This window comes from Limimaricola sp., assembly GCF_016125575.1.
GTDB lineage: Bacteria > Pseudomonadota > Alphaproteobacteria > Rhodobacterales > Rhodobacteraceae > WGLM01.
Map to the genome: position 1 here is coordinate 130,480 of NZ_WGLM01000004.1, position 14,663 is coordinate 145,142.

At 63.1% G+C, this 14,663-nt stretch carries 12 protein-coding genes and 1 tRNA gene; 10 read left to right on the forward strand and 3 right to left on the reverse strand.

Annotated elements, in window-relative coordinates; all coding sequences use genetic code 11:
- Window positions 1-36: 36 nt before the first annotated feature.
- The 3 genes from GC146_RS07565 to GC146_RS07575 all read left to right on the forward strand — a co-directional run bounded on the left by GC146_RS07565 (window position 37) and on the right by GC146_RS07575 (window position 3,048).
- Window positions 37-1,287: an O-antigen polymerase gene (locus tag GC146_RS07565; RefSeq protein ID WP_291836661.1), complete on the forward strand. Its 1,251-nt coding sequence runs from the start codon at window positions 37-39 to the stop codon at window positions 1,285-1,287.
- Window positions 1,288-1,402: 115 nt separating this feature from the next.
- A complete protein-coding gene (locus tag GC146_RS07570; protein WP_291836664.1) occupies window positions 1,403-2,125 on the forward strand; it encodes a WecB/TagA/CpsF family glycosyltransferase in 723 nt (240 codons plus the stop codon).
- On the forward strand, window positions 2,056-3,048 hold the full coding sequence (locus GC146_RS07575) for a glycosyltransferase family 2 protein (RefSeq protein WP_291836668.1): 993 nt from the start codon (window positions 2,056-2,058) through the stop codon (window positions 3,046-3,048). The genes GC146_RS07570 and GC146_RS07575 overlap by 70 nt, the downstream gene beginning before the upstream one ends.
- Window positions 3,049-3,061: 13 nt before the next feature.
- Here GC146_RS07575 and GC146_RS07580 read toward each other — a convergent pair whose 3' ends face one another.
- From GC146_RS07580 to GC146_RS07590, 3 genes are all read right to left on the reverse strand, one after another.
- A complete protein-coding gene (locus GC146_RS07580) occupies window positions 3,062-3,628 on the reverse strand; it encodes a hypothetical protein (RefSeq protein ID WP_291836671.1) in 567 nt (188 codons plus the stop codon).
- 10 nt (window positions 3,629-3,638) lie between these two features.
- On the reverse strand, window positions 3,639-3,899 hold the full coding sequence (locus GC146_RS07585; RefSeq protein WP_291836676.1) for a hypothetical protein: 261 nt from the start codon (window positions 3,897-3,899) through the stop codon (window positions 3,639-3,641).
- 260 nt (window positions 3,900-4,159) lie between these two features.
- Window positions 4,160-4,246: transfer RNA gene (locus tag GC146_RS07590), tRNA-Leu, on the reverse strand.
- Window positions 4,247-4,406: 160 nt separating this feature from the next.
- On the opposite strand from GC146_RS07590, the gene GC146_RS07595 reads away from it, so the two are divergent.
- The 7 genes from GC146_RS07595 to GC146_RS07625 all read left to right on the forward strand — a co-directional run bounded on the left by GC146_RS07595 (window position 4,407) and on the right by GC146_RS07625 (window position 14,661).
- A complete protein-coding gene (locus GC146_RS07595; protein ID WP_291836678.1) occupies window positions 4,407-5,390 on the forward strand; it encodes a complex I NDUFA9 subunit family protein in 984 nt (327 codons plus the stop codon).
- Window positions 5,391-5,425: 35 nt separating this feature from the next.
- Window positions 5,426-6,220 (forward strand): undecaprenyl-diphosphate phosphatase, encoded by a 795-nt coding sequence (locus GC146_RS07600; protein WP_291836681.1) that lies wholly within the window; start codon window positions 5,426-5,428, stop codon window positions 6,218-6,220.
- 223 nt (window positions 6,221-6,443) lie between these two features.
- Window positions 6,444-7,877, forward strand: coding sequence for an NAD(P)-dependent oxidoreductase (locus GC146_RS07605; protein WP_291836684.1), 1,434 nt, complete (start codon window positions 6,444-6,446; stop codon window positions 7,875-7,877).
- Between the two features lie 5 nt (window positions 7,878-7,882).
- Window positions 7,883-8,602 (forward strand): hypothetical protein, encoded by a 720-nt coding sequence (locus GC146_RS07610; protein ID WP_291836687.1) that lies wholly within the window; start codon window positions 7,883-7,885, stop codon window positions 8,600-8,602.
- Complete coding sequence (gene gltB / locus GC146_RS07615) at window positions 8,599-13,137, forward strand: glutamate synthase large subunit (protein WP_291836690.1); 4,539 nt, start codon at window positions 8,599-8,601, stop codon at window positions 13,135-13,137. The genes GC146_RS07610 and gltB overlap by 4 nt, the downstream gene beginning before the upstream one ends.
- A gap of 41 nt (window positions 13,138-13,178) precedes the next feature.
- A complete protein-coding gene (gene mtgA / locus GC146_RS07620) occupies window positions 13,179-13,913 on the forward strand; it encodes a monofunctional biosynthetic peptidoglycan transglycosylase (RefSeq protein ID WP_291836693.1) in 735 nt (244 codons plus the stop codon).
- Between the two features lie 82 nt (window positions 13,914-13,995).
- On the forward strand, window positions 13,996-14,661 hold the full coding sequence (locus tag GC146_RS07625; protein ID WP_291836695.1) for a glutathione S-transferase family protein: 666 nt from the start codon (window positions 13,996-13,998) through the stop codon (window positions 14,659-14,661).
- Window positions 14,662-14,663 lie beyond the last annotated feature (2 nt).

The window sequence follows — 14,663 nt, forward strand, 5'->3', positions numbered from 1 at the left end:
GCTTCAGTTTGCGTATCGAAAAGGGAACATGAAAGCATGGCGGTATTTCTGCACACGTTGCTTGCCACGCTTTTCGTGGTTCAGGCTGCGGTGCTTGCCAAGCGGGGATCATTGCAGTTTGCCGTTCTTTTCTTTGCCTGCTTGTACTTCATCTACTTCGCATCCGCCCCGCTGATATTTCCGGGCCAGATGCGGCCCGATCTTTATGATGCCCTTGCGGTTTCGACGCTGTTCCTGTTCGCCGCCAATCTTTCCCTTGGTGAGGTCATCCTGCTGTCTCGTCGGACGACTCCCGACGTCCGGGAGCGCGACGAACAAGTTTTGGACGCGACGTTGTTCGCAGGCAAAGTCACCTTCTGGATCGCCCTGACGATGGTCCTTGGTCACATGGCAATCGCCGGCGTTCCAGTTCTGCAGACCAATGCAAATCTCGCGCGGCACGAATTGGGCGGGTCGGGCTACATCAAGATCTTTCTGACAAGGGCGCTTCCCTTGGCCACGCTGATGATCGCCTCCGTGGAATGGCAGCGGCATGGGCGGCTTCTGACGCGGCGCTCATCAGGGTATTTTTTGCTGCTGTTCGTGGCGACGTTTCTGCAAGGCTTTCGCATTCATCTGATCTACGCCGTGCTTTACTTCATCAGCATGCGGTTCATCCTGCGCCGGCAGCTGAGCCTGATGACGATCGGCTTGGTCGGGCTGATTGCGATCGCGATTTTCTTCATTCTTTCCGCATTGCGTTTCGAAACATCCGATGCTGGCGTGTTGTTATCGGTATTTCAGCACAGGGTGAGTTTCGAGCTGCTGCGCACGGCGGGGTACGCCATGGAGATCGCCCGCAGCGAAGGGTTCTGGCACGGTCAGAGCATATTGATGGATCTGCAAAGCGCCCTGCCCGGTCCGGGGATCAGCTTTGGCGACTACATGCTTCTCTTCGTCAATCCGCAGTCGGCAATCGTCGGTCTGGCCTCATTGACGCCGTCGATCATCGGCGAGGCCTATGTGAACTTTGGCTACCTTGGCGCCTTCGTCTACGGTTGGTTGATGGTCATCATGATGGTGTCTGCGCCCGGGTTCATGCTGCGAATCCGTGGACTTGGCCTGGCTTTGGCCGCCATCGTCCCGGTCACGATTGTCCAATCGATCGAGGTCGGTCTGGGAGAGTTGCTTGCCTCCCGCCTGATCCCGCTGGGCGTTTTCGCTGTCTTTGCCCACCTCCTCTATCGCTGGCGGCTAGGGCGCAATACGCATGCACCCCACCCGCGTCTTGCCAGACAGGCAGCCTGAGGTGAGCCGTTCTGCCGGAATGCGGTTTCAGGGCGATGTCCGCATCGGCCACAGCGCCACACCACGTCACGGCCATGAACCGGAAGGTTCAATAGCGCGCCCTTCAGCGCCCCGGATGACGCAGTTCCTTGGCCACGATTTCGACGTCGCCTCCCCGTCTGTGTGGCTTGACCGGGTATTGTCTGATCACACCGGCGGATTTGCCTATCTGGCAACCCCGAATGTCGATCACGTTGTCAGGGCTTCGCGCGATGCGGCTGTGCGAGCAGCCTATGAGGCCGCGGACTGGAAGATTTGTGACAGCCGGGTTCTGCAGCGCCTGGCGCGGCTCAAGCGGTTGGAACTAGCGGCCTATCCGGGCTCGGACCTTGTTTTCGACCTGCTGCATGATCCGCGGGCAGCGGGCCGGCGCATCGCCGTGCTTGGGCCAGACGTCGCCGCCATGGCGCTGCTCAGATCGCGGTTTCCCACTCTGGATCTCGTCCATATCGACGCGCCCATGATGCAGGCCGGATCACCAAGCTGGGACGGCACGTTGGCGCGTACCGAAGCTTTGACGTTCGACATCCTGCTTCTGTGCATCTCCTTTCCAAAGCAGGAATTCTTCGCGCAGGCCCTGAAGGAGCGCGGGCAACTTGCGGGGGGCATTGGCCTTTGTGTCGGGGCAAGCCTTGATTTTCTGACTGGACGCCAGAGGCGGGCACCCCGCGGCTTTCGAAAACTCGGGCTGGAATGGCTCTTTCGGCTACTTAGCCAGCCGCGCCGATTGTGGCGACGCTACCTCATCCAGGGCCCAAGGATTTTCGTCCTGTTTGCGATCAAGGAGATGTTCCATTGAACGGGGCCGAGCAGGCATACGACCTGACCATCGTTCTTGTCGCCTATAATTCCGACAGGACACTGGCCAAGTCTTTGCAGAGCCTAAAGGATTTCGCCCCACAGCACCTGCGCTATCGTCTGGTGGTTGTCGACAACAACTCTCCCGATGGCTCGGCCAATCTGGTCGAGCGCGAGTTTCCTGATGTCACGCTATTGCGCGGCCCCACCAATCTGGGGTTCGGCGGAGGCAACAACCTGGCCATGGGCGCCTACCCGGCCCGCTACTATTACCTGCACAATACGGATGCCTATCTGCAGCAACCGGTTCTTGACGATGTCATTCATGCCCTCGATCGCGCCACCGACGTGGGCATCGTTGGCCTGCCACTGATCTATCCCGATCAAAGCCCTCAGACCGCCGCCTACGCCTACTCGACACCGGCAAAATGGGCCTTGCAGGGGTTGGGCGTTTCTTCGGCGCTGAAGATCGCTTTGCGCTGGCGCGTCGGGCGGCACCTGCTTGCCCCGCTTGCCCGGACGCGGATGGGCAAGACCTTTTTCAGGACGGAGGCCGGGCAAAGGCAGGGCCCGCCCACAAACGGATTGACGCCTGTCGACTGGGTGTGCGGCGCGTCACTTGTCTTGCGGCACGAGACATTCATGGAAACCGGCGGTTTCGACGAGTCGATCTTTCTCTATGGCGAAGACGAAGACCTATGCCGGGGCGCTGCCGACAAAGGCTGGCGCATAGCCCAGATCGATACCTTTCCCGTCGTCCACGATTTCGGCTGGGGCACAAGAAAACGTACCTCTCGGCGCGTGGCGCGGTTAAAGGCCGAAAGCCTTGCAACCTTCATCGACAAGCATTTCCAACGCGGCTCACCGCGTTGGATGGCAATGCATTTGATGCTGTGGGTCAAGCGCAGGTCATGGGGGGCCTGACGACTGCCAGAGTTTATAGCGGCTTTCTCTGGTAGGGTGTGGGCACGGTCCCCGCCTCAATCTGGACGGCCAGCACGATCAGATCATCGCCGGACGTTGTGCCGTTCGGGCTCAACCCGAATTCGGCCATGCCGGTATGCGTCGCGACATAGCGGTATTGAATGAGAACGCTTTGCCCATCCGACTGCGGAATCGACCCCAGCAGTGTGAACCCATTTCCACCTGTCGCGGGGGCGCTGATCGGGCCCGCAATCGAATCGCCCAGGTTCGCGGCTGGATACCAGATGACATGACGAAACTGACCCGTGCTGCCGGGCCGCACATAGGTGCTGATGACGTAGCTTTCGCCAAGTGAAACGCCGCGGCTCAGCATGTTTGCCCGGCCCCAGGCCGCACCTGTCGTCGCCAGCGCATAGCCCGAAAACCGGCCCATGGCGTTCAGGTGCAGCGGGCTGGAAACGCTCGCCGCGACCTTTCCCCAAGACCTGACATCTTCCGAATCCATCAGCAGGTTACGCACTGCCTGTTGCGCTGACCCAAGGCCACCGATCAGCGCCGGGGTAAGAAGGGGGTCACTCATCGCGCCCTCCTCAATGCGTGATCGAATGGATGCCAACGGCCGTGGTGCCGGTGGCCAGAACACGGGTGACACCACAAAACACCCAGCCGTAATCAGGCACGTTCACGGTGCATGTATCGCCGCTGACGGAGATGAACACGATCGTTCCAGCGGTCTCGACGAAAAGCGATGTGGCGATCTTGTCGAGATCGGTATCATCGTTAGGCGTGACGGGCCGATAGCTGCGGCCGGGGGCACCAACCTGAAGAACGCGATCGAAGGGATTGGACATGGCTGCCTCGCTTGGGTTGCAATCGGCGCGACCTTGGCGAAAACTGCCTAGCCTTTCCTGAACCCAGCGTACGCTGGTGTCAGAAATCCGCCTCGCAGCCCTCTACAAGTCTGCCTTTGGCGACCAACCAAGGGGCCCTGACGCGTCATGACACCATCAAGATCGTGAGTAGCGCCAGAGGCAAAAAGGGTGTGCACGGGTCGATCGACCACCGCGGTCACGGACCATCGGCGGAAGGCATCTTGATGCTTTTGGAAAAGTGGTGCCCAGAAGAGGACTCGAACCTCCACGTCCTTGCGGACACTGGCACCTGAAGCCAGCGCGTCTACCAATTCCACCACCTGGGCAGGCTGTGTGGGCGGTCGTTTAAGCCCCGGCGCGGGGCGTGTCAACGCGATTGTTGGGGGCAATCGCGGCCCTGTGTTGCGGTTTGCGGGCGCGGAATTGCGCCTTGTCCGGCCGGGGTTGCGCGGGTAAACCCGACCCGGACCAAAGGCGAGGCGGACGATGTCACAGCTTGTCACCATTTACGGCGGATCGGGGTTTGTCGGGCGCTATATCGCGCGGCGCATGGCCAAGGCGGGCTGGCGCGTTCGAGTCGCCGTGCGCAACCCCAACGAGGCGATGTTCGTGCGTCCTTACGGCGTTGTGGGGCAGGTCGAGCCGGTGCTTTGCAACGTGCGCGATGATGCCTCGGTCGCCGCTGCCCTGCGCGGGGCCGATGCCGTCGTTTACTGCGTGGGCGTGCTGGACGAAGCGGGCAAGAACACCTTTGCCGCCGTACAGGCCGAGGCGCCGGGCCGCGTGGCACGGGCCGCCGCAGCCGAGGGAATCGGGCGCATGGTGCTGATCTCGGCGATCGGCGCCGATGCCACGGCGCCCAGCGCCTATGCCCGGACCAAGGCCGCGGGCGAAGCCGCAGTGCTGGACGCGATGCCCGGTGCGGTGATCCTGCGCCCCTCGATCATCTTCGGGGCCGAGGATCAGTTCTTCAACCGTTTCGCCAGCCTATCTCGGCTGGGCCCGATCCTGCCTGTCGTCGGTGCCGCCACACGGTTTCAACCGGTCTGGGTGGACGACGTGGCACAGGCGGCCGAAAAGGCGGTCCTGGGTCAGGCCCGGCCCGGCATCTACGAACTGGGCGGCCCCGATGTACTGAGCTTCCGCGAGCTCATGCAGGTGATGCTGAAAGTCATCCACCGCCGTCGTCTGGTGATGAACATCCCGTTTGGCCTCGCACGGGTGATGGCCGGCTGCTTTGGCCTGGTGAAATCCGTCACCGCCGGGCTGGTCAAGCCGCCGTTGACAACGGACCAGGTGCGCAACCTTGCGCGCGACAACGTGGTAGCCGCCGATGCGCGGGGTTTGGCCGATCTGGGCATCCAGCCCACCGCGCTGGGGGCTGTCCTACCGGAATACCTGTGGCGGTTCCGCCCGTCCGGCCAATATGATGCGATCAAGGATTCGGCAAAGGGTCTGCGCAAGGCCTGAGGCCCTGCCCCTTCGCCCCAGGCAAGGAACTGCGCGTGACCTATTTCGACGATGTCCTTCTCGGCGTGATCGAGGGGATCACCGAATTTCTGCCGATCTCCTCAACCGGGCACCTCCTGCTGGCCGAACACTGGCTGGGTGCACGATCCGACACCTACAACATCGTCATTCAGGCCGGCGCCATACTGGCGGTGACGCTGATCTACTGGCGGCGAATCGTCGAGTTGCTGACCAACTGGAGCGATCCGGACAATCGCGATTACTTGCTGAAGCTGACCTTGGCATTCCTGATCACCGCAGTGCTGGGGCTGATCGTCAAGAAACTGGGAGTCGAGCTGCCGACCACGATCCAGCCAGTGATCTGGGCACTCATCATCGGCGGTATCTGGATGATTGCGGCCGAAGCGCTGGCCGCGCGACTGCCTGACAGCGCCCGCATCACCCTCCGGGTGGCCGTGGCAGTGGGGCTGGCACAGATCGTGGCCGGGGTCTTTCCGGGCACATCACGCTCGGCAGCGACGATCTTTGCCGCCATGCTTCTGGGCACCTCGAACCGTGCCGCGGCGACCGAGTTCGCCTTTCTGGTGGGGATTCCCACGATGTATGCGGCCAGCGCCTATGAATTGCTCAAGCAGGTGAAGGGCGGTGGCGTGTCGGAGGACTGGACGGCTGTGGGCATTGCCTTTGTCGTTTCGACTGTCGTGGCCTTCGTCGTGGTCAAATGGCTGCTGGGGTTCATCCAGACCCACCGCTTCACCTCCTTCGCGATCTACCGCATCGCCTTCGGGGCCCTGCTGCTGGCGCTGTCGACGGCCGGGCTGGTCGGCTGACCTTCACGAATCAGGCATCTGATAGCTGTTTTCCAAGGCGGAAAAGTCTGTCTTTGGCTAATATGTCATACATGCTGACCTAAAAATATGCCGTGACGGCAAGATTTGGCCGCGCCAGAATAAAAATCTGGAAACTAGGTCAGCATTACTGACTTTTCATTTCCGCGGCCCCGTCCTATCCAGTGCATCCGAAAGACGCCGGGACTGACTGGGAGGGTGCGGCATGGCTGGCCAGAAAATGCTGAAGTTCGTGACGGTCAATCGGGCCATGCCCGAGAAGCGGACCGCGGGCGAGCGCACCCGTGATTTTCACGAAATCTATGCCGAGTTCGCGCGCGAGAAAGCGGCCGAGCAGGCCGGACGCTGCAGCCAATGCGGCGTGCCCTACTGTCAGACCCATTGTCCACTGCACAACAACATCCCCGATTGGCTGCGCCTGACCGCCGAGGGCCGCCTGCAAGAGGCCTATGAGCTTAGTCAGGCCACCAATACCTTCCCCGAGATTTGTGGCCGCATCTGCCCGCAAGACCGTCTGTGCGAGGGCAACTGCGTGATTGAACAGGCGGGCCACGGCACCGTCACCATCGGCTCGGTCGAGAAATACCTGACCGATCTTGCCATGGAGGAAGGCTGGGTGCGTCCGATTCGGCCCGCCGCCGACCGGCCCGAAAGCGTCGGCATCATTGGCGCCGGCCCCGGGGGCCTTGCCGCCGCCGACATGTTGCGCCGGGCCGGACTGCAGGTCACCGTCTACGACCGCTACGACCGTGCCGGCGGGCTGCTGACCTACGGCATACCCGGCTTCAAGCTTGAGAAGGACGTGGTGATGGCGCGGATGGAGCAATTGCGCGACGGCGGGGTCGAGTTCGTGATGAACTGCAACGTCGGAGAAGACCTGTCCTTTGACGCAATCCGCGGCAAGCATGATGCGGTGCTGATCGCCACAGGCGTCTACAAGTCGCGCGATCTCGAAGCGCCGGGATCCAATGCCGTGGGCATCGTCCGCGCGATTGATTTCCTCACCGCCTCCAACCGCAAAAGCTTTGGCGACGATGTGCCGGAGTTCGACAGCGGAGAGTTGAACGCCGCCGGCAAACGCGTGGTGGTCATCGGCGGCGGCGACACCGCCATGGATTGCGTGCGCACGGCCGTCCGACAGGGCGCACACAGCGTGAAATGCCTCTATCGCCGCGACCGCGCCAACATGCCCGGTAGCCAGCGCGAGGTCACAAATGCCGAGGAAGAGGGCGTGGAATTCGTCTGGCTCTCCGCACCGATCGGCTTTGACGGCGACACCGTCGAGACGGTGACGGTCCAGCAGATGCGCCTTGGTGCGCCTGATGTGACAGGCCGGCAGGCACCCGAAGTGATGCCGGGTGCGGACTATGCCGAACCGACCGACCTTGTCATCAAGGCGTTGGGGTTCGAGCCCGAGGATTTGCCACGTCTCTGGGGTGTCGACGGGCTGGAAGTAACCCGCTGGGGCACGATCAAGGCCGAATATGGCACTGGGCAGACCAGCCTCGACGGCGTATTCGCGGCAGGCGACATCGTGCGCGGGGCCAGCCTCGTGGTCTGGGCCATCCGCGACGGGCGCGACGCGGCGCAGGCAATCCTGTCTTACCTCGCGCAACCTGCCGCCGTGGCGGCGGAGTAGGGCCGATGCTGCGCCCCGCCGCCCTCGCCCTGATCTGCCTCGCCGGCCCGGTGGCCGCGCAGGACACGCAGACCTTCACACTGCCCGAAGGCTGCACGGCCTACGTCACGGTTCAGATGCTCAGTTGCACCGTCTCGCACCTCTTTACCTGCACCGGTGATCCCGCGGGCTATCAACGTCGCGTGGACCTCGACCAGAACGGCCTTGTCTATGCCGGCACCATCGACGCCGAAACGCAATGGATCAGCGGATTTCACGCCCGCGACGGCGTGGAGGATTCGCTTGATCCGGGCGCGGCCGACCCGGCCTCGCTGACGACATTGCTGGCGACCAATGTCGACACCTACGACTTCACTACCACCTCGCCGCAAGTCGGCACCATCCATTACGTGGGCGAGGATCGGCTGATCGGCAAAGTGGTGATCGACGGCGTAACATTGGACCGGACCCAATATCATATTACCGCAACCGGCCCTGATGGAGCCGAGCTGTGGCGGTCCGAAGGCAACGAGTTCGTCAACGCCGAGTGGCGTACATTCCTCGCCGGTGTCAGCAAGGTGACCACACCCACCGACAGCTACACCACCGACGACACCCCGATGCAGTTCATCTTTCCCGGCCAGCCCGGGTTCCTGTCCTCGCAACCAAAGTTCGGCTGTGGCGCGATCATGTCGTCCTACACCGCCCCCGCAGCCCCGCTTTTGCCCCAAGGAGCCAACCCATGACGCAGTATGACGAAAGCTGGGCCGCGGCCGAGGAAGCGCGCCGCGCATGGCTGGATGAGAATGGCCTCTACAAGTCCGAAGACGAACATTCGTCCTGCGGCGTGGGCCTTGTTGTCGCGATCGACGGCAAGCCGTCGCGCGGGGTCGTGGAAAAGGGCATTGCCGCGTTGAAGGCAGTGTGGCACCGCGGCGCAGTCGATGCCGATGGCAAGACCGGCGATGGCGCGGGCATCCACGTGCAGATCCCGGTGCATTTCTTTTACGACCAGATCCGCCGCACCGGGCATGAGCCCGACATGAACAAGCTGGTTGCCGTCGGACAGGTTTTCCTGCCGCGCACCGATTTCGGCGCACAGGAGCGCTGCCGGACCATCGTGGAATCCGAAGTGCTGCGGATGGGGCACTACATCTACGGCTGGCGGCATGTGCCGGTGAATACCGATGTCCTCGGCGAAAAGGCCAATTCGACCCGGCCCGAGATCGAACAGATCCTGATCCGCTGCGAAAAGGACATCGACGCCGACCAGTTTGAACGCGAGCTTTACATCATCCGCCGCCGGATCGAAAAGGCCGCCGCCGCGGCCCAGATCCCGCAACTTTACTTCTGTTCGCTGTCCTGCCGGTCGATCATCTACAAGGGCATGATGCTGGCCGAACAGGTGGCGGTGTTCTATCCCGACCTTCTGGATGCCCGGTTTGAAAGCGCATTCGCGATCTATCACCAGCGCTATTCAACCAACACCTTCCCGCAATGGGCGCTGGCCCAGCCGTTCCGCATGCTGGCCCATAACGGCGAGATCAACACGCTGAAAGGCAACGTCAACTGGATGCGCAGCCATGAAATCCGCATGGCGTCCAACACGTTCGGCGAGATGGCCGAGGACATCAAGCCGATCATTCCCTTCGGAACATCCGATTCCGGCGCGCTGGATTCGGTGTTCGAGGTGCTTGTGCGCGCCGGCCGCTCGGCGCCGATGGCCAAGACGATGATGGTGCCCGAAGCGTGGTCCAAGCAGGCGGTGGAAATGCCGCAAGCCTGGCAGGACATGTATTCCTACTGCAACGCCGTGATGGAGCCGTGGGACGGCCCCGCCGCGCTGGCAATGACCGACGGCCGCTGGGTCTGTGGCGGGTTGGACCGCAACGGATTACGCCCCTTGCGCTATGTCGTCACCGGCGAGGGGCTGCTGATCGCCGGCTCCGAGGCCGGGATGGTGCCGATTGACGAATCCAGTGTGAAGGAAAAAGGCGCGCTCGGGCCGGGGCAGATGATTGCCGTCAACATGGCCGAGGGCAAACTTTACCACGATACCGAGATCAAGAACCGGCTGGCTTCGGCGCAACCCTATGCTGACTGGATCGAAAAGGTCGTCGACCTGTCGGTCATCATGCGTGACGTGCCCGAAAATGCACTCTTCAGCGGGGCCGAACTGCGCAAGCGGCAAATTTCGGCGGGTTATTCCATCGAAGAGTTGGAGCAGGTTCTTGCGCCCATGGCCGAGGACGGCAAGGAAATGATCGCCTCGATGGGCGATGATACGCCGCCGGCAGTGCTAAGCCAGCAATACCGCCCGCTGAGCCATTATTTCCGGCAAAACTTCAGTCAGGTCACCAACCCACCGATCGACTCGCTTCGCGAAAGCCGCGTGATGAGCCTGAAGACCCGGTTTGGCAACCTCAAGAACGTGCTGGATGAATCCAGCGCCCAGACCGAGATCCTCGTGCTGGAAAGCCCGTTCATCGCCAATACCGAATTCGACGTGATGGTGCGGCAGTTCGGCCAGTCGGTGGCCTTCATCGACTGCACCTTCCCCGCCGGCCACAAGCCCGACGCGCTGCACGCCGCGCTGGAGCGGGTGCGCGCCGAGGCCGAGGATGCCGTGCGCTCGGGCGCCGGGCACATCGTGCTGACGGACGAACATCAAGGCCCCGACAAGGTGCAGATGCCGATGATCCTGGCCACCAGCGCGGTGCATTCGTGGCTGACGCGCAAGGGCCTGCGGACCTTCTGCAGCGTCAACGTGCGGTCGGCCGAATGCATCGACCCGCATTACTTCGCGGTGCTGATCGGCAGCGGCGCGACGACGGTCAACGCCTACCTCGCACAGGACAGCATTGCCGACCGGGTGGCGCGCGGCCTGATCGAGGGCAGCCTCGAGGACGCAATGCGCCGCTACCGTGCGGCAGTCGACGCGGGCCTTCTCAAGATCATGTCGAAGATGGGCATTTCGGTCGTCTCGTCCTATCGCGGCGGTCTGAACTTCGAGGCCGTAGGCCTTAGCCGCGCCCTTGTGGCCGAATATTTCCCGGGCATGCATAGCCGTATCTCGGGCATCGGCATCACCGGCATCCAGCAGAAGATCGAAGAGGTCCACGCGCGCGGCTGGACGGCCAACCAGGACATCCTGCCGATCGGCGGTTTTTACAAAGCCCGACGTTCCGGCGAGAAACACGCTTGGGAAGCGCAGACGATGCATATGCTGCAGGCAGCCTGCAACGCAGCCTCATACGAGCTGTGGAAGCAATACAGCAAAGTGCTGCAGGCCAACCCGCCGATCCACCTGCGCGACCTTCTGGCGATCAAGCCGCTGGGTAACCCCGTGCCGATCGAGGAAGTCGAAAGCATCACCGCGATCCGCAAGCGTTTCGTCACGCCGGGTATGAGCCTTGGCGCGCTGTCGCCCGAGGCGCACAAGACGCTGAACATCGCGATGAACCGCATCGGGGCGAAGTCCGACAGCGGCGAGGGCGGCGAGGATCCGGCGCATTTCACGCCCGAACCCAACGGCGACAACCCGTCCGCCAAGATCAAGCAGGTGGCCTCGGGCCGTTTCGGCGTGACGGCGGAATACCTCAACCAGTGCGAAGAACTGGAGATCAAGGTCGCGCAAGGCGCCAAGCCCGGCGAGGGCGGCCAGCTGCCCGGCATGAAGGTGACTGAGTTGATCGCGCGGCTACGCCATTCGACCAAGGGCGTGACGCTGATTTCGCCGCCGCCCCACCACGATATCTACTCGATCGAGGACCTCGCGCAGCTGATCTATGACCTCAAGCAGATCAACCCGCGCTGCAAGGTCACGGTGAAACTGGTGGCCTCCTCCGGTGTCGGCACCATCGCCGCGGGCGTGGCCAAGGCCAAGGCCGACATCATCCTGATCTCGGGCCATAACGGTGGCACCGGCGCCAGCCCCGCGACCAGCGTGAAATACGCAGGTCTGCCATGGGAAATGGGCCTGACCGAGGCGCACCAGGTGCTGAGCATGAACAACCTGCGCAGCCGCGTGACGCTGCGCACCGATGGCGGCCTGCGCACCGGGCGCGACATCGTGATGGCGGCGATGCTGGGGGCCGAGGAATATGGCATCGGCACCGCCGCGTTGATCGCGATGGGCTGCATCATGGTGCGCCAGTGCCAGTCCAACACCTGCCCCGTCGGCGTCTGCACGCAAGACGAAAGCCTGCGCGCCAAGTTCACCGGCAATGCCGAGAAGGTGGTCAATCTCATCACCTTCTATGCCACTGAAGTGCGCGAGATCCTCGCCAGCATCGGCGCGCGCAGCCTTGATGACGTGATCGGCCGCGCCGACCTGCTGACGCAGGTCAGCCGTGGTGCCGCGCATCTGGACGACCTCGACCTCAACCCGATGCTGATCACCGTCGATGGCGCCGACAAGATCCGCTACGACCGTAACAAGCCGCGCAACGAAGTGCCCGACACGCTGGACGCCGAAATCGTCAAGGACGCCGCGCGCTTCCTCAATGATGGCGAGAAGATGCAGCTGGAATACGCGGTGCAGAACACGCTGCGCACCATCGGAACCCGCACATCCAGCCATATCGTGCGGCGCTTCGGGATGCGCAACAATCTTCAGCCCGACCACCTGACGGTGAAGCTGCGCGGTTCGGCCGGGCAGTCGCTTGGCGCATTCGCCGTGAAGGGGCTGAAGATCGAGGTCGCGGGCGATGCCAACGACTATGTCGGCAAGGGCCTGTCGGGCGGCACCATCGTGGTGCGCCCGCCGATGGCGAGCCCGCTGGTCGCTGCCGAGAACACGATCATCGGCAACACCGTGCTTTACGGGGCAACCGGGGGTTACCTTTTTGCCGCTGGCCGCGCCGGCGAACGCTTTGCCGTGCGCAACTCCGGCGCGACCGTGGTGGTCGAGGGCTGCGGCAGCAATGGCTGCGAATACATGACCGGCGGGGTTGCCGTGATCCTCGGCCAGATCGGCGCCAACTTCGGCGCCGGGATGACCGGCGGCATGGCCTATCTCTACGATCCCGAGGGTACCTGCGCACCGCTGATCAACGCCGAGACGCTGGTGACCTGCCCGGTTACGGTGGACCATTGGGAAAGCCAGTTGAAAGAGCTGATCGCCCGCCACGCGCGCGAGACCGGCAGCGCCCGCGCCACGCGCATCCTGCAGAACTGGCAGGCGGAAAAGGCGGCGTTCCTGCAGGTCTGCCCCAAGGAGATGCTGGTGCACTTGCCGCATCCGCTAAGCCTCGAAGAGCGGGCGATCCCGGCGGAGTAGAGGCGGCTTTCCTTGCTGCACGGGCCTGCCTATAGACAGGCATGGCCCGCGCAACCGCCCGCAAGTCTCGCAAGAAACCCGGCCCGCCGCCGGAACCACCCCGCCCGTCCTGGCGCCGCCGCTTGCGGCGCTGGGCGGGACGCACGGTGTTGGGACTGGCGGGATTCATGCTGGCGATGATCCTGCTGTTTTCATGGATCAACCCACCGATCACGCCCTACATGGCCTCCGAACGCTGGCGGCTGGGCGACATCTCGCAAACCTGGGTGCCGATCGAGCGGATTGCGCCCGCGATGGCCCGGTCGGCCGTTGCCGGCGAGGACGCCAATTTCTGCCTTCACTGGGGCCTCGACATCTCCGCCATACGCGCAGCAATGGCTGCGGGCGGGGCGCGCGGCGCCTCCACGATCAGCCAGCAAGTGGTCAAGAACGTCTATCTCTGGCAGGGGCGCAGCTGGCTGCGCAAGGCGATCGAGGCAATGCTGACCCCGGTGGTCGAGCTGTTCTGGGGCAAGCGACGGATCCTTGAGGTCTATCTCAACGTGGCCGAGTTCGATGACGGTGTCTTTGGCGTGCAGGCAGCGGCGCAACATTACTTCAAGGTCGACGCCGACAAGTTAAGCGACCGGCAGGCGGCGCTGCTGGCGGCCGTCCTGCCAGACCCCAAGGGCCGTTCGGCCGCCCGGCCCGGCAGTTTCGTCCAGACCCGCGCGAGCCAGATCATGGACGGGGCCGCGACGATTGCGGCGGATGGGCGCGCGTCGTGCTTTCAATGACCCGGCCCGCGGCAATCCGCGATTGAACCCCGGCGGCGCATGCGGCATTGAAGAGTAACCCCCGGACAGGACGGCAAGACGCATGAACCGGCTTTACCATTTCCCGCTTTCCCCGTTTTCGCGCAAGGTGCGCCTGTGCCTTGCGGAAAAGCGTATCGAGGTGGAACTGGTCGAGGAACGCTACTGGGAGCCCTCGGCCGAGTTCCTGCGCCGCAACCCGGCCGGCAAGGTGCCGGTCCTGCGGTTGGGCAACCGGACGCTCGCCGACAGCCAGGCGATTTGCGAGTACCTTGAAGAAACCGTGCCGCAGCCGCCCCTGATGCCGCGCGAGGCCGAGGCGCGCTACGAGGTGCGCCGCCTGACCGCGTGGTTCGATGACAAGTTCTACCACGAGGTCACGTCCAAGCTGGTCGGTGAACGGGTCTATCGCAAGGTAATGGGCACCGGCTATCCCGACAGCGCGAACGTCAAGGCGGGCTCGCGCGCGATCAAGTATCACCTCGACTACATGGCAGGTCTGCTGGAGGCACGGCGCTGGCTGGCGGGCAACGAGATGACGCTGGCCGATTTCGCTGCCGCCGCCCAGTTGTCTTGCCTCGATTACATTTCGGACGTGGATTGGCATCGCTCGGAAGTGGTCAAGGACTGGTACGCCAAGATAAAGTCGCGGCCCGCCTTCCGCTCATTGCTGGCCGACCAGGTGCCGGGCTTTCTGCCGCCCGCGCATTATGCCGACCTCGACTTCTGATT